16 protein-coding genes are annotated in these 17,651 nt (G+C 60.3%); 3 read left to right on the forward strand and 13 right to left on the reverse strand.

Annotated features, from left to right (window positions below):
* From ACIOVB_RS23170 to ubiE, 3 genes are all read right to left on the reverse strand, one after another.
* On the reverse strand, nt 1-764 hold a 764-nt coding region (locus tag ACIOVB_RS23170), incomplete at its 3' end, for an AarF/UbiB family protein (RefSeq protein ID WP_401271749.1).
* Nucleotides 761-1,384 carry an SCP2 domain-containing protein gene (locus tag ACIOVB_RS23175; protein ID WP_187679583.1) on the reverse strand — a complete coding sequence of 208 codons (624 nt, stop codon included), beginning with the start codon at nt 1,382-1,384 and terminating at the stop codon, nt 761-763. The genes ACIOVB_RS23170 and ACIOVB_RS23175, both read right to left, overlap by 4 nt.
* On the reverse strand, nt 1,384-2,154 hold the full coding sequence (gene ubiE, locus ACIOVB_RS23180) for a bifunctional demethylmenaquinone methyltransferase/2-methoxy-6-polyprenyl-1,4-benzoquinol methylase UbiE (RefSeq protein WP_401271751.1): 771 nt from the start codon (nt 2,152-2,154) through the stop codon (nt 1,384-1,386). The genes ACIOVB_RS23175 and ubiE overlap by 1 nt, the downstream gene beginning before the upstream one ends.
* Nucleotides 2,155-2,308: 154 nt before the next feature.
* Between ubiE and ACIOVB_RS23185 the strand changes: the two genes are divergently transcribed.
* The 3 genes from ACIOVB_RS23185 to ACIOVB_RS23195 all read left to right on the forward strand — a co-directional run bounded on the left by ACIOVB_RS23185 (nt 2,309) and on the right by ACIOVB_RS23195 (nt 4,181).
* Entirely contained in the window at nt 2,309-2,584 is a 276-nt protein-coding gene (locus tag ACIOVB_RS23185) for a polyhydroxyalkanoic acid system family protein (RefSeq protein ID WP_187679585.1), read from the forward strand.
* A 249-nt stretch (nt 2,585-2,833) separates the two neighbouring features.
* On the forward strand, nt 2,834-3,256 hold the full coding sequence (locus tag ACIOVB_RS23190; RefSeq protein ID WP_401271753.1) for a phasin family protein: 423 nt from the start codon (nt 2,834-2,836) through the stop codon (nt 3,254-3,256).
* 10 nt (nt 3,257-3,266) lie between these two features.
* Entirely contained in the window at nt 3,267-4,181 is a 915-nt protein-coding gene (locus ACIOVB_RS23195) for a phasin family protein (RefSeq protein WP_401271755.1), read from the forward strand.
* Between the two features lie 257 nt (nt 4,182-4,438).
* Here ACIOVB_RS23195 and ACIOVB_RS23200 read toward each other — a convergent pair whose 3' ends face one another.
* The 10 genes from ACIOVB_RS23200 to ACIOVB_RS23245 form a co-directional block, all read right to left on the reverse strand.
* Entirely contained in the window at nt 4,439-5,059 is a 621-nt protein-coding gene (locus ACIOVB_RS23200) for a TetR/AcrR family transcriptional regulator (RefSeq protein WP_187679588.1), read from the reverse strand.
* Between the two features lie 30 nt (nt 5,060-5,089).
* Complete coding sequence (gene phaC / locus ACIOVB_RS23205; RefSeq protein ID WP_401271758.1) at nt 5,090-6,772, reverse strand: class II poly(R)-hydroxyalkanoic acid synthase; 1,683 nt, start codon at nt 6,770-6,772, stop codon at nt 5,090-5,092.
* Between the two features lie 138 nt (nt 6,773-6,910).
* A complete protein-coding gene (gene phaZ / locus ACIOVB_RS23210; RefSeq protein ID WP_187679590.1) occupies nt 6,911-7,765 on the reverse strand; it encodes a poly(3-hydroxyalkanoate) depolymerase in 855 nt (284 codons plus the stop codon).
* Nucleotides 7,766-7,851: 86 nt separating this feature from the next.
* Complete coding sequence (phaC, locus tag ACIOVB_RS23215) at nt 7,852-9,531, reverse strand: class II poly(R)-hydroxyalkanoic acid synthase (RefSeq protein ID WP_401271760.1); 1,680 nt, start codon at nt 9,529-9,531, stop codon at nt 7,852-7,854.
* A gap of 258 nt (nt 9,532-9,789) precedes the next feature.
* On the reverse strand, nt 9,790-10,170 hold the full coding sequence (locus ACIOVB_RS23220) for a gamma-butyrobetaine hydroxylase-like domain-containing protein (RefSeq protein ID WP_401271763.1): 381 nt from the start codon (nt 10,168-10,170) through the stop codon (nt 9,790-9,792).
* A 204-nt stretch (nt 10,171-10,374) separates the two neighbouring features.
* On the reverse strand, nt 10,375-11,712 hold the full coding sequence (hslU, locus tag ACIOVB_RS23225) for an ATP-dependent protease ATPase subunit HslU (protein WP_401271765.1): 1,338 nt from the start codon (nt 11,710-11,712) through the stop codon (nt 10,375-10,377).
* 54 nt (nt 11,713-11,766) lie between these two features.
* A complete protein-coding gene (hslV, locus tag ACIOVB_RS23230) occupies nt 11,767-12,297 on the reverse strand; it encodes an ATP-dependent protease subunit HslV (protein WP_016984593.1) in 531 nt (176 codons plus the stop codon).
* A gap of 289 nt (nt 12,298-12,586) precedes the next feature.
* Nucleotides 12,587-13,297, reverse strand: coding sequence for an SPOR domain-containing protein (locus ACIOVB_RS23235; RefSeq protein WP_187679594.1), 711 nt, complete (start codon nt 13,295-13,297; stop codon nt 12,587-12,589).
* Between the two features lies 1 nt (nt 13,298).
* Nucleotides 13,299-15,035 carry an arginine--tRNA ligase gene (argS, locus tag ACIOVB_RS23240; protein WP_401271767.1) on the reverse strand — a complete coding sequence of 579 codons (1,737 nt, stop codon included), beginning with the start codon at nt 15,033-15,035 and terminating at the stop codon, nt 13,299-13,301.
* A gap of 239 nt (nt 15,036-15,274) precedes the next feature.
* Entirely contained in the window at nt 15,275-17,494 is a 2,220-nt protein-coding gene (locus tag ACIOVB_RS23245) for a primosomal protein N' (protein WP_401271769.1), read from the reverse strand.
* Nucleotides 17,495-17,651 lie beyond the last annotated feature (157 nt).

Raw genomic sequence — 17,651 nt, forward strand, 5'->3', positions numbered from 1 at the left:
GCCAGATCGGTCACCTGAATGCCGTAGATGCGCTCCATCACCAGCACTTTCGGCCGGCACCAGTCCCAATAGACTTGCGGCACATAGAGCAGCGGTGAGCCTTCGAAGTTGCGCTTCAACTGGCTGGCGTTGGCCGCCTCGCGCAGCAAATCGAGCTCGTCGTAAATGGTTTTTTCGTAGTCCTGCACCACGTCCACCGGGTGCAGCAAGCGTGCATCGGCCGAGACCTTTTCGGCAGCGCGGGCGAGGATGAACAGCCACGCCAGATCCTGAGCGATGATTGGCTTCAGACCCGGGCGGATCACCTTCACCACCACTTCTTCGCCGGTTTTCAACTGCGCGGCGTGCACCTGCGCCACCGAGGCCGAGGCCAGCGGTTGAACATCGAATCGGCTGAACACTTCGCTGATTTTCTTGCCCAGCTGCTCTTCGATCAGCTTGATCGACAGCTGCGAATCGAACGGCGGTACACGATCCTGCAACAGCATCAGCTCATCGGCGATGTCTTCCGGCAGCAAGTCGCGGCGGGTCGAGAGAATCTGCCCGAACTTGATGAAGATCGGCCCCAGATCCTGTAATGCCAGGCGCAGGCGCGCGCCACGGCTCAGGTCCAGCGGCTTGCGCGGGAACCAGCGCCACGGCAGCACATAACGCAGCGCCAGCAGGAACCAGGGCAGCGGCAGATCGAACAGCAGGTCATCGAGACGGTAGCGGATCACGACGCGCTGGATGCGCAACAGACGGCGGACGGCAAGCAGCTTCATGCGTTATCGCTTGGGTCGAGGGATCGGGAAAGGCGCTCGAAACGCGCCTCGAGACGTTCCAGATCAAGTTTGATCCGGTCCAGTTCGCTGAACCGCGCTTCGGCTTCGCGCTGCCCGACGAGGGTGCGCGATTCTTCGGCGAGGTATTCGGCAAGATTCTGGTTGAGGCTGGCAAATCCTTGTTGATACCAGCGTGCGCGGCTGCGCAAATGACCGCCAACCAGTTGCGTGGCGACAGGTCCCAGCCAGCGCGAGAGTTCGTACTCCCAGTCCAGCTCCAGATCCTGCAGCACACCGGCCAGTTCCAGCAGCACGCCGCTGTCGCCGTCGAGCTCGACTTCCGGGGCGTGCAGCACCGCTGTCTTGTCTTTGCTCAGGGCCAGTTTTAACAGGCTCGAAGCCGGGGCGCGCAGGGTGCAGTCGACACCGGTTTCCCAGTGGGACGCGAGCATCAAACCTTCATCGCTCGGCAGAATGAACAGTTGCAGCGCCGGGCTACGGCAGTCGATGGCAATCACCTTGCCGGTCAGATGCGCTAGCCGCGGCAGCGCCGTGCTGTCGAGACGCAGCACCCGGTTGAGGCCGAGTTCGACGCTGGCGAGCAGCCCGGTGAGCAGCATCAGGGCTTGATGCCGCGGTGCAGGGCGACGATGCCTGCGGTCATGTTGTGATAGGTCACGCGGTCGACACCGGCGTCGACCATCATCGACTTCAGGGTTTCCTGATTCGGGTGCATGCGGATCGATTCGGCCAGGTAGCGATAGCTTTCCGAGTCATTGGTGATCAGTTTGCCCATCAGCGGCATGAAGGCGAACGAGTAGGCGTCGTAGGCTTTGGACATCAGCGCGTTGGTTGGCTTGGAGAATTCCAGCACCAGCAAGCGACCGCCGGGCTTGAGCACGCGCAGCATCGAGCGCAGGGCGTCTTCCTTGTGCGTCACGTTGCGCAGGCCGAAAGCGATGGTCACGCAGTCGAAATGGTTGTCCGGGAACGGCAGTTTTTCAGCGTCTGCCTGAACGAATTCGACGTTGCCGGCCACACCCAGATCCAGCAGGCGGTCGCGGCCGACCTTGAGCATGGATTCGTTGATGTCGGCCAATACCACCTGACCGGTAGGGCCTACCAGATGGGAGAATTTTTTGGTCAGGTCACCAGTGCCGCCGGCAATGTCCAGAACGCGATTGCCGCTGCGCACGCCCGACAGTTCGATCGCGAAACGCTTCCACAAGCGGTGCATGCCGCCCGACAGAAGGTCGTTCATCAGGTCGTACTTGGCGGCTACGGAGTGGAACACCTCAGCGACTTTTTCCGCTTTCTGGCTTTCCGGAACGTCTTTGAAGCCGATGTGAGTGGTGGGTTCGGCATCGCTGCCTTTGCGCTGATCAGTCATATCGCTGTCACCAAAAGAGAATGCGCGACATTCTAATCCCCAAGCCATGCTTTGTCTTGGAATGGCTAAAGGTAAGATGGACAACCTTCGGGACGATTTGCCGCAGACGCGGTCAAGATTTACCGATGAACATTCATAAGTCAGGAGTCATTCGATGGCCCGTATTAGTGTTGAACGTGCCCATAGCCTGGGCAAGGAAGCTGCCCGCGAGAAGGCCGACAAGCTGGCGCAGAAACTGTCCGAGCAATACGGCCTGGAGCCGCAGTGGTCGGGCGACACCCTGAACCTCAAGCGTTCGGGCGTTAAAGGCGCGGTGCATGTGGCTGACGATTCGATCAAGGTCGACGTGGAACTGGGCCTGATGATGTCGGCCATGAGCGGCATGATCAAAGCCGAGATCGAGAAGGCGTTGGACAAGGCGCTGGTCTGATCGCGATTTTTCGGTAACCCGAGATCCCCTGTGGGAGCGAGCCTGCTCGCGAAAGCGGTGTGTCAGTCGACTCGAATATTGACGGTTAGACCGTATTCGCGAGCAGGCTCGCTCCCACATTTGTTCTGTGGTGCCCCTGCTATTTATGTCAGTTGTTAGGGTGCCGTTTCTAATTTTTCTACCTACTTTGTGCCAGAGCCCGACACTTTCGCGGGCAGTTCCTCAAACCTTCTGCGCGTGAGGTGCACCATGGCCAAAGTTATTTTGAAGAAAAAAATCGACGCTTCGACAACCGCTCTGAGCGACGTCAAATCTTATGCCCGCAAGATCTGGCTGGCAGGCCTGGGTGCCTACGCCAAGGTCGGCCAAGAGGGTAGTGACTACTTTCAAGAGTTGATCAAGGCTGGTCAAGCTGTTGAAAAGAAAGGCAAAAAAGTCGTCACCGAAAAACTCGAAGCGGCCAACGCCGAGATCGATGAAGCCCGTGACGAAGTCAGTTCTTTCAAAGGCCGTGTCGAAGTTCAACTCGACAAGGTCGAGAAGGCGTTCGACAGCCGCGTAGCAAGCGCCTTGAATCGTATCGGCATTCCGTCTAAACATGACGTTGAGACACTCTCTGCTAAGCTCGATGAGCTGACGGCATTGCTCGAACGCGTCGCGCGTAAATCTTAAGGAGAACGGGATGGCTGGTAAAAAGAACACCGATAAAGAAGGCAGCTCGTGGATTGGGAAAGTCGAAGACTACTCCCGCAAAATCTGGCTGGCTGGTTTAGGCGTGTACTCGAAGATCGACACTGACGGCAGCAAGCTCTTCGATACATTGGTCAAAGACGGCGAGAAAGCCGAGAAGCTCACCAAGTCGGCAGTCGGCAAAAAAGTCGATGCCGCCAAGGATTCCGCTTCCTCGGCCAAGTCGCGCATCAGCGGCGTGAAAGATCGCGCGCTGGGCAAGTGGGATGAGCTGGAAGGGGCTTTCGACAAGCGTCTGAACAGCGCGATTTCGCGCTTGGGCGTACCGAGCCGCAATGAAGTCAAAGCGCTGCACAGCAAGGTGGAAACCTTGACCAAGCAGATCGAAAAACTGACTGGCGAGAAGGCCCGTCCTGTCGCGAAAACCGCTACGGCCAAGCCAGCAGCTAAAACTGCGGCGGCAAAACCGGCAGCCAAAACAGCCGCCAAGCCACTGGCCAAAGCGGCTGCCAAACCGGTGGCGAAGGCTAAAGCAGCAGTTAAATCCGTAGCAAAAACTGCTGCCGCCAAACCTGCTGCGAAAGCAGCGGCCAAGCCGGTTGCAGCCGCCAAGGCAGCCGCGAAGCCCGCCGCTAAAACCGCGGCGAAGCCAGCAGCCAAGCCAGCAGCGAAAACCGCTGCCGCCAAACCTGCTGCCAAGCCAGCGGCCAAACCGGCTGCGGCGAAGAAACCGGCAGTGAAAAAACCTGCCGCACCGAAAGCCGCAGCGCCGAAACCGGCAGCTCCCGCGGCCAAGCCTGCTACCCCGGCAGCTCCGGTGAGCGCGTCAAACTCCGCCGCGGCACCGACTCCGGTGGCCACTCCGACTGCTGCATCGACCCCGTCGACGCCAACCAGTCAGTCCTGATTTTTCAGGGCAAAACAAAACGCCCGGCCTGTGAAGGTCGGGCGTTTTTGTTTGTGCTTTTTAAAAGCTTACCCTCACCCCAGCCCTCTCCCCGAGGGAGAGGGGGCCGATTCGGGGATGCTTCAGCCTTACACCGACCTGAAAGTGTCGTATTGAATTCATAATCGACTGGATTTTTCAGGTCGCCGTATCGCGTAAGACAATAAGGTCAGTCCCCTCTCCCTCTGGGAGAGGGTTAGGGTGAGGGGCTCTTGATTTCATTCGTGATCTTCGAGGTATTGCAGGGCCATCCGCTCCGTCGCCACCTTCACCGGCGGCAACAAATGCGGCGCCACCAGCATCATGATCTGATAAACCACCAATCTGACCTCACCCTCCCGATCAAGAATGCGCTGATAGTCCAGCGAAAACAGCAGCGTCATGGTGATCTGCTCCACCAGTTGCCCCAGTGCCTGGGTATCGCTGACCAACTGCCCCGACGCTTTCAAACGCGCCAGCAACGACGCCAGCGTGCGCTTCAATGCATTGAGCAGATGACGAATCCCCTTCGCCAGTTTCGGCAGGCGTCCGGCCAGGTTCGACAAGTCCTGAAACAGGAACCGGTACTGCGCGAGGCGCTCGACGATCAGGTGCAAAAACAGCCAGTAATCCTCCGGCGCCAATTCCACATCCGGCGGTGGATCGAGCAGCGGCGCGAGTTCATTCTGGAAGCGTTCGAACAACCCGAGTATCAGCGGCTCCTTGCCGTGGAAGTGGTAGTAGAGGTTGCCGGGGCTGATCCCCATTTCGTTGGCAACCTCCATGGTGGAGACGTTCGGTTCGCCCTTTTCATTGAACAGTTGCAGAGCACATTCGAGAATCCGGTCGCGGGTTTTCATCCAGTCTTCTTAGAAAAGTTCGGTTAAGCGTCAGCGCACACGCACGTAAGTACCGGGTGCTGCCTCCATCGGTGGATAGTTCGGGTTGCCGAGGGTCATCTGGGTTTCGTGCTGGGCGCCCGAGCGCTGCTGAATCCATTCCAGCCACTGCGGCCACCAACTGCCGTCGACGTGTTTGCCGTCGTAGTACCAGGCGCGCGGGTCGCTGCTCATCTTGCCGTTCTCGACGTAAGCGGCTTTCGGGTTGCTTGGCGGGTTGAGGATGCTTTGCACGTGGCCGCTGTTGGACAGCACGAAGCGCTTGTCACCACCCAGCAGCAGGGTCGAGCGATACACCGCGTCCCACGGCGTGATGTGGTCGTTCATGCCAGCGACGCTGAAACTGTCGACGGTGACTTTCTGCAGATCGATCGGCGTGCCGCAGACTTCGAGGCCGCCCGGATGGGTCAGCGGGTTATGTTTGAAGAAGTCCAGCAAGTCGCCATGAAACGCGGCGGGCAGCCGGGTGTTGTCATTGTTCCAGTAAAGAATGTCGAAGGCCGGCGGCTCTTTGCCCAACAGGTAGTTGTTGACGAAGTAGCTCCAGATCAAGTCGTTGGGGCGCATCCAGGCGAAGATCCTGGCCATGTCGCGACCATCCAGCACGCCTTTCTGATAGGAACGACGCTTGGCGGCTTCCAGGGTCTGTTCATCGGCGAACAGTGTGGCCGGGGTGTCGATCTCGCTGTCGAGCAGGCTGACCAGATAGGTGGCACTGGATATGCGCCGCAGCTGCCGCTTGGCTTGCAAATGCCCTTGCAGGGCGGCGATGGTCAGGCCGCCGGCGCAGGCGCCCATCAGGTTGATCTCACGGGCGCCGGTAATCGCCCTGCACACGTTCATCGCTTCTTCCACCGCATCGACGTAGGTCGACAGGCCCCATTCGCGATGGCGCACATCAGGGTTGCGCCAACTGATCATGAACGTTTGCAAGCCGTTCTTCAGGGCGTACTGGACGAAGCTGTTTTGCGGGCTGAGGTCGAAAATGTAGTACTTGTTGATTTGCGGTGGCACCACCAGCAGCGGCTTGGCGTATTGCTTTTCGCTCATCGGTCGGTACTGGATCAGTTCCAGCATTTCGTTGCGAAACACCACCGAGCCGGTGGTGGTAGCGACGGTCTTGCCGACCTCGAACGCCTGCCGGGTGACTTGCCGTGGCAGACCGTCGTTGTGCAGCAAATCATCGAACAAATGACTAAGACCGCGCACTAGGCTGTTGCCACCGGAGTTGAACAACTCCTTGATCGCCAGCGGGTTGAGCAGGGTGTTGGACGGCGCCACGGCGTCGTTGAGCAGCGTGAAGGCAAACTGCGCCCGGGCGCGGTCATCCGGGCTCATGTCGCTGTCGTCGATCCAGCTTTTGACCTGTTTCTGCCATGCCAGATAGGCCTGCAGGCTGCGCCGGTAAAACGGATTCAGGCTCCACGCCGGGTCGGCAAAACGAGTGTCCTGTGGATTGGTCGGGTGCAGGGTTTCGCCAAGCAGAACTCGGCCGAGCTGGCCGCCAAGTTTCAGGGCGTGCCTGGCACTGTGGATCGGATTGCGCAGGCCATGGGCTGCGACGCTGCGCAGGGTCGAGAGCAGGTCCCGACCACGCAAGCCGGTGATCGCACTTTGTGCGTTGATGAACACGGCGGGGCTGGGGACCACGCCCGTCGCTGGTTTTTCGCGCATGACTCAACACTCCTTCGTCTTCAGGCCAAAAACAAACTCACCGAACCAGAACACCATAGACGCTGTTGTGGCTTGTTGCCTGCGCGGCGTCCTGCCGCGCATGTTGTTCAAAGCCCTGCATAAAGCCTGCCGCGGTGGTTAACCGCCCAGCGGTGACGGGTGCGGGTGCATCACCGCCCGCTGCCGCTCCTCTTCGAGGAATTTCATGATGATCGGCGCCACCGCTTCGGCGCGGGTAATCAGGAACAGATGACCGTCGTCGATGATGTGCAGCTGAGCATTGGGAATCCGCCAGGCGAGCATGCGCATGTTGATCAACGGGATCAGCGGATCGTCATCGCCGGCCAGCACCAGCGTCGGTTGATTGATCTTGTGCAGCCAGTGAATGCTGGTCCAGCCAAGGCCGGCGAACAGTTGCCAGTAGTAACCGAGCTTGCCCGCCGAACGCACTTTCGCTGCATGGCTGGCGGCCAGGGTCGGGTCGCGGCGGAACGAACCGCCGTAGATCAACGGTGCGATGCGGATCACGTGGGACGGCTGAATGTAGCGCCGGGGGCTGGCCATCATCCACAGGACTTTCGGCTTGCCCGGCACCATCACTGCACCGGCTGCGGTCGCGGCCAGCACCAGTTTCTTGCAGCGCTCGGGGTAGTCGTAGGCAAATTGCTGCGCGAGTGCGCCGCCCCACGACACTCCAATCACATTGACCTGGCCGTAGTCGAGGTAATCGAGCATCCGCGCAGTCAGCTTGGCGAGGCCGGGAAAGCGATACGGCCGGTTCGGCGTCGAGGAACCACCGACACCGGGCACGTCGAAGGCGATCACTTCCAGATCCGGGTCCAGCGCTGCGACAAACGGAAACACCAGCTCCAGGTTGGCGCCGATGCCGTTGAAAATCAGCAAGGGCGTCAAGTGAGGCTTGCCGGGGCGTACCGCCGTGCGGAGGGTCTGGCCATCCAGGTCGACGGTGCGAAAGATGAACGGTTGCGGCATGCTTCAGGCCCTGTGAATTTAAATTCACCGCGCCTCATGTAGGCGCTGCCCTCGGCAGCTCCTACATTGAGAGCGAGATGTGTCAGTTACCGCTCATGTACATAAGTGCCCGGCGATGCTTCACCTGGCGCATACGCCTTGTTGCCCAGTTTGGTCGGGGCTTTTTTCAAGTTGCCCGAACGCTCGGCCTGCCACGCCTGCCAGTACAGCCACCAGGAATCGGTGTGCTTGGTCGAGTTCTCTTGCCAGTCATTGGCATTGGCAGCCATTTCTTCGCCAGTCATGTAACGCGATTTCGGGTTGCCCGGCGGGTTCAGAATGCTCTGGATATGTCCGCTGCTCGACAACACGAATTCCACCTTGCCACCGAACAACTGCGCCGACTTGTAGCAGGACTTCCACGGGGTGATGTGGTCGTTGGTCCCGGCCAGCGAGAAGATGTCCGCCGTCACTTGCTTGAGGTCGATCGGTGTGCCGCACACTTCAAGTGCATTGGGGCGGATCAGTGGGTTGTTTTTGAACATCTCGATCAGATCGCCGTGGAACGCGGCCGGCAACCTTGTGGTGTCGTTGTTCCAGAACAGGATGTCGAACACCGGCGGCTCGTTGCCGAGCAGGTAGTTGTTGACCCAGTAGTTCCAGATCAGGTCATTGGGGCGCATCCACGCGAAGACCTTGGCCATGTCTTTGCCTTCGAGCACACCAGCCTGATACGAGTGGCGCTTGGCGGTCTCAAGGGTCTGCTCATCGACGAACAGCGCGACATCGCTATCGAGCGTGGTATCGAGCACGCTGACCAGCAACGTGAGGGCATTGACCTTCTTCTGGCCAAGCGCTGCGTAATGGCCGAGCAGGGCGGTGCAGGTGATGCCGCCGGAGCAGGCGCCGAGCATGTTGATGTCTTTACTGCCAGTGATCGCGGTGACCACATCGACCGCCTCTTTGAGCGCATCGATGTACGTCGACAGGCCCCACTCGCGCTGCGCCTTTGTCGGGTTGCGCCAGCTGACGATGAACGTCTGTACGTTATTGCGCAGGCAGAAACGCGCCAGACTCTTGTCCGGGCTCAAGTCGAATACATAGAACTTGTTGATCTGTGGCGGCACCACCAGCAGAGGGCGCTCGTGGACTTGCTCAGTGATCGGCTTGTATTGGATCAGCTCCAGCACATCGTTGCGAAACACCACCGCGCCTTCGGTCACGCCCAGGCTCTTGCCGACCTCGAACGCGCCCATGTTGACCTGGCTCGGCATGCCGCCGTTGTGCACCAGTTCCTTGGCCAGGGGCGAGAGCCCGTCGAGCAGGCTCTTGCCGCCGGTCTCGAAGAAGCGTTTGACCGCCGCCGGGTTGGCCGCCGTGTTGGTCGGGGCCATGGCTTCGGTCATCAGGTTGATCACGAAGTGGCCGCGGGCGATGTCTTTGGGTGAAAGGCTGCTGTCGTCGATCCAGGAATGGAGTTCCTTGCGCCACGCCAGGTAAGTTTGCAGATAACGTTTGTAGAGCGGGTTCTGGCTCCACGCGGGATCGGCGAAGCGACGGTCATCGCCGGCCGGTTGCAGTTCGGATTTGCCTAACAGCACGTTCTTCAGTTCAAGGCCGAAATGGGTGACGTGTTTGACACTATGAATAGGTTGTCTGATGGCCTGTTTCAGCACCATACGAGCAGAGGCCAGCAGATCCTTTCCGCGCAGCCCAACGACGGGATTAAGCCCCAGGGTGTTTTCCGAGGCTTGGTACTTCAGGTCATCGTTATTCTTGTTACTCATCTACGACGCTCCATTGTCCTGAGACGAGTACCCGGTTTTCTGCTGTGCAGTTCCACAGCCAATGCCAGGTACTACTGCTCGGGTGACCGTTAATTCTGCATAGCTGCTTTACAGTCGTAGAGCACTGCAGGGAACTTGCCAGCTCCATTGGTTACCCGAGTTTAATTTTTTTCGCAAGCAGGCCGATCCTCGACCACGCAGCAGAGCATTCAAACAGATGAATTTAGAAAATGCCCTCTAAAGAGCAAGACACTTGGGCTAGAGCATCAGCTTGACGATCGACTGGTCCGGGTCGCGAGTTTTGCCGGCGGCTTTGAGCTCGGCCAAATAATCGGCCCAGAGTGCGTCATGACGTCGCCCCAGTTCGTAGAGATAGTCCCAGGTGAACAGGCCGCTGTCGTGGCCGTCGTCGAAGGTCAGTTTCAGTGCGTAGTGACCGGCCGGTTCCAGTTTGGTCAAGCCGACGTTGAGCTTGCCGAATTGCAGGATCGGCTTGCCGTGGCCCTGGACCTCGGCGGAGGGGGAATGCACGCGCAGGAATTCGGCGGGCAGGGTGAATTCCTCGCCGGACGCGTAGGTGAGCGTCAGGGTTTTCGAGGCTTTGTGCAGTTTGATGTCGGTGGGGATTGTGTTGGTCATGGGGCCAGTCATCCGTCTGAAAAGAGGCCCTGTGTCAGCGGACCCTTGTGGCGAGGGGATTTATCCCCGATCGGCTGCGAAGCAGTCGTAAACCCGTTGAATGCGGTGTGTCTGAGACACCGTATTCAACGGGATAAGGGCCGCTTCGCGCCCCATCGGGGATAAATCCCCTCACCACAGAAGCCCGCTCACACAGAAGGTGACCTACAGGATATAACGGGACAGGTCTTCGTTCTGCGCCAATTCGCCGAGGTGGCTGTTGACGTACTCGGCGTCGATCAGGATTGCCTTGTCGTCATGAGCACTGGCCAGATCGCCGGCACTGAACGACACCTCTTCGAGCAGACGCTCAAGCAGCGTGTGCAGGCGACGGGCACCGATGTTCTCGGTCTTCTCGTTGACCTGCCAGGCGATCTCCGCCAGGCGCTTGATACCTTCGGGCTGGAACTGGATATTCAGGCCTTCGGTTTTCAGCAGCGCGCAGTACTGCTCCGTGAGCGAGGCGTGCGGTTCGCTGAGGATGCGTTCGAAGTCTTCCGGGCTCAGAGCCTTGAGTTCGACGCGGATCGGCAGACGGCCTTGCAGCTCCGGCACCAGATCGCTCGGCTTGCTCAGGTGGAACGCGCCGGAAGCGATGAACAGGATGTGGTCGGTTTTGACCATACCCAGTTTCGTGTTGACGGTGCAGCCTTCGATCAGCGGCAGCAGGTCGCGTTGTACGCCTTCACGGGACACATCAGCGCCGCCGACGTTGCCACGCTTGGCCACCTTGTCGATTTCGTCGATGAACACGATACCGTGCTGCTCGACGGCTTCCAGGGCCTTGGCCTTCAACTCTTCTTCGTTGACCAGACGCCCGGCTTCTTCGTCGCGCACCATCTTCAGCGCTTCTTTGACCTTGAGCTTGCGAGCTTTCTTCTTGCCCTTGCCCATGTTGGCAAACAGGCTCTGCAGCTGGTTGGTCATCTCTTCCATGCCCGGCGGCGTGGCGATCTCGATGCCGGCCATTTCGGCGACTTCGATTTCGATTTCCTTGTCATCCAGCTGACCTTCGCGCAGGCGCTTGCGGAACAGCTGGCGAGTGTTGGAATCCGAGCTTGGCGCTTCTTCGTTGCTGAAGCCCATGCGTGCCGGCGGCAGCAGTGCGTCGAGGATTCGGTCTTCGGCAGCGTCTTCGGCGCGGTGGCGAACCTTGGTCATTTCCTGCTCGCGCAGCATCTTGATCGCGGCATCGGCCAGATCACGGATGATCGATTCGACATCACGTCCGACATAGCCGACTTCGGTGAACTTGGTCGCTTCGACCTTGATGAACGGTGCGTTGGCCAGTTTCGCCAGGCGACGGGCGATCTCGGTTTTACCGACACCGGTCGGGCCGATCATCAGGATGTTTTTCGGGGTCACTTCAACGCGCAGCTCTTCAGGCAGCTGCATCCGGCGCCAGCGGTTGCGCAGGGCAATCGCGACGGCGCGTTTGGCATCGTCCTGGCCGATGATATGGCGGTTGAGTTCGTGGACGATTTCGCGGGGAGTCATGGACATAGTAGTTGACGGTCCTCAAGCAGAAACAAGCCGTGGCACAGGGCCGCGTCAGGCTTATTCAGCGAGATCCTGCTCCTCAATGGTCTGGGTGTGGTTGGTGAATACACAGATGTCGCCGGCGATACCGAGCGCGGTTTCGACGATTTCGCGGGCCGACAGGTCGGTCTTCTTCAGCAGTGCGCTGGCCGCTGCCTGTGCGTAGCCGCCGCCGGAACCCATGGCGATCAGGCCATCTTCAGGTTCGACCACGTCACCGTTGCCGGTAATGATCAAAGAGGCGTCTTTGTTGGCGACCGCAAGCATGGCTTCGAGGCGGCTCAACGAGCGGTCGGTGCGCCATTCTTTGGCGAGTTCGACGGCAGCGCGCACCAGATGGCCCTGATGTTTCTCAAGCTGGCCTTCGAAACGTTCGAACAGGGTGAAGGCGTCGGCGGTGGCACCGGCAAAACCGGCGATGACCTGACCGTGGTACAGGCGACGGACTTTTTTCGCGTTGCCTTTCATCACGGTGTTGCCAAGAGAAACCTGGCCGTCGCCGCCCATGACGACTTTGCCGTGGCGGCGGACTGAAACGATGGTGGTCAAGGGAAGAGTCTCCACACTGCGGGGCGAAAATGCCTTATGCCCATTCATATGGGGGTGGTGGAGAGGATTTCAACCGGCAGGGGCAATGGGAGACGAATGGTGTGTGATGACTGTGGCGAGTGGATTTATCCCCGATGGCGCGCGAAGCGGCCCTGAATCCAGCAATTGCAGTAGGACTGACACACCGCGAAGGCTGGATTTACGACTGCTGCGCAGCCGGTCGGGGGATGAATCCCCTCACCACAGGGATTGTGGGCAGCCTCGGAATGAGGCGCCCACGGTGCGGGAATCAGCGGCTCTGGCGTTGTTGTAACAACAGGTTGCTGAAACCGCTGCCGGCCAGTTGTTTCTGCGCCGTGGTCAGTTGTTCGCGGTTGCTGAACGGGCCGACCAGTACGCGGTACCAGGTTTCGTCCTTCACTGTGCCCGACTCAACCGAAACGGCCTGGCCAAGCAGAATGATCTGCGCGCGGACCTTATCTGCATCCGCCTCTTTGCGGAAAGAGCCGGCCTGGAGGAAGAACTTGGTCACGGGTGCCGCTTTGCTGACAGGAGGCGCTGGCGGCGGGGTAATCCCGGCCAATGCCGCCTGAGCGCGGGCGGTGTCGATCTTCGCCGCTTCCGCCGGGGTCACCGGCGTGGTCGGGATGTTCGGCACTTGCGGCGTCGGCAGGGTTTTCTCCGGCACGGCGTCCGGCGGCACGATCACTTCCGATTCAGGCAGCAGGGTGTAGAAGTCGTACTTCGGCTTCACCGGTTGCGTCGGGCTCGGCGGGGTCTTGTTGGCCTCGGCGATCTTCGACGCTTTCTGCTGTTGTTCGACCTTCTCACGCTTGACCGTGTCACTGCCCTTGCCCGGTTCCAGCTTCATCAGGAACACGATGAAAGCACCGACCGTCAGGCCGATGGCCATCCACAGCCAACCCGGGATCGGTTGCTTCGCAGGAGCTTGGTAACGGCTGGCGCCACGCTTGGGTGCAGGTTTTTTCTTGGCAGCCAACTTACATACGCTCCAGAGTTTCCAGACCCAACAGCTCCAGGCCTTGCTTGAGGGTGCGGCCGGTCAGCGCGGCCAGGCGCAGACGGCTCTGCATCTGTGCCGGGGTCTCGGCGGCGAGGATCGGGCAGTTCTCGTAGAAGCTGGAGAACAGGCCGGCAACGTCGTACAGGTAGGTGCAAAGGATGTGCGGGGTGCCTTTGTCGGACACGTTGTTCAGCACTTCGCCGAACTGCGCCAGCTTCGCTGCCAGCTCTTGTTCGTGCGCCGCTTCGAGGACAATTTGGCCGTCGACTTCGCTGAAGTCCTTGCCCAGTTTACGGAACACGCCGGCCACGCGGGTGTAGGCGTACAGCAGGTATGGCGCGGTGTTGCCTTCGAAGTTCAGCATCAGGTCGAAGTTGAAGCTGTAGTCGCTGGCGCGGTGTTTCGACAGGTCGGCGTACTTCACCGCACCGATGCCGACGACCTTGGCGATGTTGCGCAGTTCGTCTTCGGCAAGCGTCGGGTTCTTCTCTTTCACCAGGTTGTAGGCGCGATCCTGCGCTTCGGTCAGCAGATCGATCAGCTTCACGGTGCCGCCGTCACGGGTCTTGAACGGACGGCCGTCGGCGCCGTTCATGGTGCCGAAGCCCATGTGCTCCATCTCCATCGGATGGGTCACGAAACCGGCCTTGCGCGCCACGGCGAACACTTGCTGGAAGTGCAGGGCCTGACGCTGGTCGACGAAGTACAGCGCGCGATCGGCTTTCAGTTTGCCACTGCGGTAGCGCACGGCCGCCAGGTCGGTGGTGGCGTACAGGTAACCGCCGTCAGCCTTGACGATGATCACCGGCAGCGGGTCGCCATCGGCGTTCTTGAACTCGTCGAGGAACACGCACTGAGCGCCGTTGCTCTCGACCAGCATGCCAGCGGCCTTGAGGTCGTTGACCACGTTGATCAGGTCGTCGTTGTAGGCACTTTCGCCCATCACATCGGCCATGGTCAGTTTGACGTTGAGCAGTTCGTAGATCTTCTGGCAGTGCGACAGCGAGATGTCCTTGAACTTGGTCCACAGCGCCAGGCACTCGGCATCGCCGGCCTGCAACTTGACCACCAGACCACGGGCGCGGTCGGCGAACTCTGCGGACTCGTCGAAACGCTGCTTGGCGGCACGGTAGAAGTTTTCCAGATCGGACAGCTCGTCGCTGGTGATCGGGTTTTCTTGCAGGTAAGCCATCAGCATGCCGAACTGGGTACCCCAGTCGCCCACGTGGTTCTGGCGGATCACTTCGTCGCCGAGGAATTCGAGAACGCGCGCCACGCCGTCGCCAATGATGGTCGAACGCAAGTGGCCGACGTGCATCTCTTTGGCCAGGTTCGGTGCCGACAGGTCGACCACGGTGCGCTGCGCCGGGCCGGCCTTGCGCACGCCAACATGGGCGTCGGCCAGGGCGGCGTCGAGGCGGTTGGCCAGGGCCTGGGTGTTCTGGAAGAAGTTGATGAAGCCCGGGCCGGCGATTTCGGCCTTGGTGACGTTCTCGTCGGCCGGCAGCGCGGCGATGATTTTTTCCGCCAGATCGCGTGGCTTCATGCCTGCAGGCTTGGCCAGCATCATCGCGATGTTGCTGGCGAAGTCGCCGTGAGTCTTGTCACGTGCGTTCTCCACCTGGATCGCCGGCGACAGGCCTTCAGGCAACACACCTTCGTTGACGAGTTGGGTGAGGGCTTGTTGGATCAGCTGGCGAATGGTGTCTTTCATGGTCTTCTCTTTCGACCGCAAGCGCGGCGGCGCATCGATGCGCGGGTGGAAAAACTGGGCATTATCCGTTGCGAAGACGGGCTTGCCAACCTTAGCAGGCAGCTTATGGATATGTGGTGACAAATAGACCGCTTTCGCGAGCAGGCTCGCTCCCACATTGGATGTGCGGCATTCATACATTATGTGTCTGGCAGCAATTCCCTGTGGGAGCGAGCCTGCTCGCTAAGGCGATTTTCGGGTCAGTACAAATCGACGGGATCGACATCCAGCGACCAGCGCACCGCCCGCCCGCTTGGCATCTGCTCCAGCACCAGCAACCAACTGGTCAGCAGCCGATGCAATGGCGCTCGTGCTGTCGCTTGCAACAGTAGCTGCGCGCGATAACGCCCGGCACGACGTTCCATAGGCGCCGGCACCGGTCCGAGCAATTCAATCCCGCTCAGATTCTGCTCGGTCAGCAAGCGCTCAGCCTCGCTGCACGCTTCATCGAGAAAGCCTTCAGCCTGCCCCGGTTTGTGCGCTTCGGCACGCAACAACGCCAAATGTGCAAAGGGCGGTAGCCCGGCAGCGCGGCGCTCGCTCAAGGCCTGTTCGGCAAAGGCGAAGTAACCCTGTTCGGTCAGTTGCACCAATAAAGGATGGTCGGCGAGGTGGGTCTGGATGATCACTTTGCCCGGCTCCTCCGCGCGCCCGGCACGCCCGGCAACCTGTACGATCAACTGCGCCATGCGCTCACTGGCGCGGAAGTCGCCGGAGAACAGCCCGCCGTCGGCATCAAGGATCGACACCAGCGTCACTCGCGGAAAGTGGTGCCCCTTGGCCAACATCTGCGTGCCGACCAGAATGCACGGCTGACCTTTTTGAATCGTTGCGAACAGCTGATTCATCGCGTCCTTGCGCGAAGTGCTGTCGCGGTCGACCCGCAGCACCGGGTAATCGGGGAACAGAATCGCCAGCCGTTCTTCAGCACGCTCGGTGCCGGCGCCGACGGGCCGCAAGTCGACCTTGTTGCACTTCGGACACTGGCGCGGTGTGCGTTCGACGTACCCGCAGTGATGGCAGCGCAGTTCGCCGTAGCGCTGGTGTACGGTCATCCGCGCATCGCAGCGTGAGCACTCGGACATCCAGCCACAATCGTGACAAAGCAGCGTCGGGGCAAAGCCGCGGCGGTTGAGGAACACCAAAACCTGCTGCCCGTTCGCCAGCGTCTGGCCGATGGCTTGCTGCATCGGCCCGGAGATGCCGCTGTCCAGTGGACGGCTTTTCACGTCCAGGCGCAGGAAGCGCGGTTGTTTCGCGCCGCCAGCGCGTTCGTTCAGACGCAGCAGGCCATACCGCCCGGTGTAGGCGTTGTGCAGGCTTTCCAGTGAAGGCGTGGCGGAGCCGAGGACGATCGGGATGTTTTCCTGTCGCGCGCGCACCAGTGCCAGATCACGGGCGTGGTAACGCAAACCTTCCTGCTGTTTATAAGAGCCGTCGTGCTCTTCGTCGATGATGATCAGCCCGGGATTTTTCATCGGGGTGAACAGCGCCGAGCGGGTGCCGATAATAATGTCGGCCTCGCCATCGCGGGCAGCGAGCCAGGCTTCGAGGCGTTCGCGATCGTTGACTGCCGAGTGGATCAGGGCGATCCGCGCGTTGAAACGTTGTTCGAACCGTGCCAGCGTCTGGGGGCCGAGGTTGATCTCCGGGATCAGCACTAGCGCCTGTTTGCCGGCCTCAAGGGTTTCGCGGATCAACTGCAAATAGACTTCGGTCTTGCCGCTGCCGGTGACGCCGGCCAGCAGGAACGCGTGATAACAGTCGAAGCCGGCGCGAATGGCTTCATAGGCGGCGCGCTGCTCGGCGTTGAGCGGCAGTTCCGGCTGCGCGAGCCAATGTTCATGGCGTGCGCCGGGTGCGTGTCGACGGATTTCCACCTGCACCAGATTCTTCGCCAGCAGCAGGTCGAGGCTGTCCTTGCTCAACATCAGTTTGCTCAGCAACTGATGGGCGACGCCGTGCGGGTGTTGGGCGAGCGTTGTCAGCGCCTCACGCTGGCGCGGTGCCCGGGCGATGCGCGGATCATCCACACTGGCGCCGGGAACGATTGACCAGAAGCGTTCCTGGCGGGCCTCGGCCAGTTCGCCCTGACGCAACAGCACCGGCAGCGCCCAACTCAAGGTATCGCCGAGGCTGTGCTGATAATATTGCGACGTCCACAGGCACAGCTTGAACAGCGCCGGGGGCAGCGGTGGCGTGGCATCGAGCAAGGCCAACGCCGGTTTGAGTTTTTCCACCGGCACTTCGCTGGTATCGGTCACTTCGACCAGAATCCCGATCATCTCCCGCCGGCCAAACGGCACCCGCAGGCGCATGCCCGGCTGCAACTGGGCGCGCAGCACGCCCGCCGGGGCTCGATAGTCGAACAGGCGGCGCAAGGGCGAAGGCAGGGCGAGGCGCAGAATGGCGTCGGGCACGCGGGGGGATCTCGATGTCGGGCGGTGAACAAGGCCGGGAGCCTAGCAGACGGTCGGTCTAAGGGACAGCTTGCGCGATTGACATTGTCTGGTAGAATCCGCGGCCTAATTACGTGCGGTATTCAACAATAGTGTTGGATGGCGGCACGCTAGCTGA

The sequence above is a fragment of the Pseudomonas sp. NPDC087639 genome, assembly GCF_044743385.1.
In the GTDB taxonomy this organism is placed as follows: domain Bacteria; phylum Pseudomonadota; class Gammaproteobacteria; order Pseudomonadales; family Pseudomonadaceae; genus Aquipseudomonas.

Bases quoted from the DNA above. Each gene is read 5' to 3' on its own strand.
- ACIOVB_RS23185 (WP_187679585.1), top strand. From the start codon at position 2,309: ATGGCCCGTATTAGTGTTGAACGTGCCCATAGCCTGGGCAAGGAAGCT.
- phaZ (WP_187679590.1), bottom strand. From the start codon at position 7,765: ATGCCGCAACCGTTCATCTTTCGCACCGTCGACCTGGATGGCCAGACC.
- argS (WP_401271767.1), bottom strand. From the start codon at position 15,035: ATGAAAGACACCATTCGCCAGCTGATCCAACAAGCCCTCACCCAACTC.
- ACIOVB_RS23175 (WP_187679583.1), bottom strand. From the start codon at position 1,384: ATGCTGCTCACCGGGCTGCTCGCCAGCGTCGAACTCGGCCTCAACCGG.
- hslU (WP_401271765.1), bottom strand. From the start codon at position 11,712: ATGTCCATGACTCCCCGCGAAATCGTCCACGAACTCAACCGCCATATC.
- ACIOVB_RS23195 (WP_401271755.1), top strand. From the start codon at position 3,267: ATGGCTGGTAAAAAGAACACCGATAAAGAAGGCAGCTCGTGGATTGGG.
- ACIOVB_RS23200 (WP_187679588.1), bottom strand. From the start codon at position 5,059: ATGAAAACCCGCGACCGGATTCTCGAATGTGCTCTGCAACTGTTCAAT.
- phaC (WP_401271758.1), bottom strand. From the start codon at position 6,772: ATGCGCGAAAAACCAGCGACGGGCGTGGTCCCCAGCCCCGCCGTGTTC.
- phaC (WP_401271760.1), bottom strand. From the start codon at position 9,531: ATGAGTAACAAGAATAACGATGACCTGAAGTACCAAGCCTCGGAAAAC.
- ACIOVB_RS23220 (WP_401271763.1), bottom strand. From the start codon at position 10,170: ATGACCAACACAATCCCCACCGACATCAAACTGCACAAAGCCTCGAAA.
- ACIOVB_RS23190 (WP_401271753.1), top strand. From the start codon at position 2,834: ATGGCCAAAGTTATTTTGAAGAAAAAAATCGACGCTTCGACAACCGCT.
- ubiE (WP_401271751.1), bottom strand. From the start codon at position 2,154: ATGACTGATCAGCGCAAAGGCAGCGATGCCGAACCCACCACTCACATC.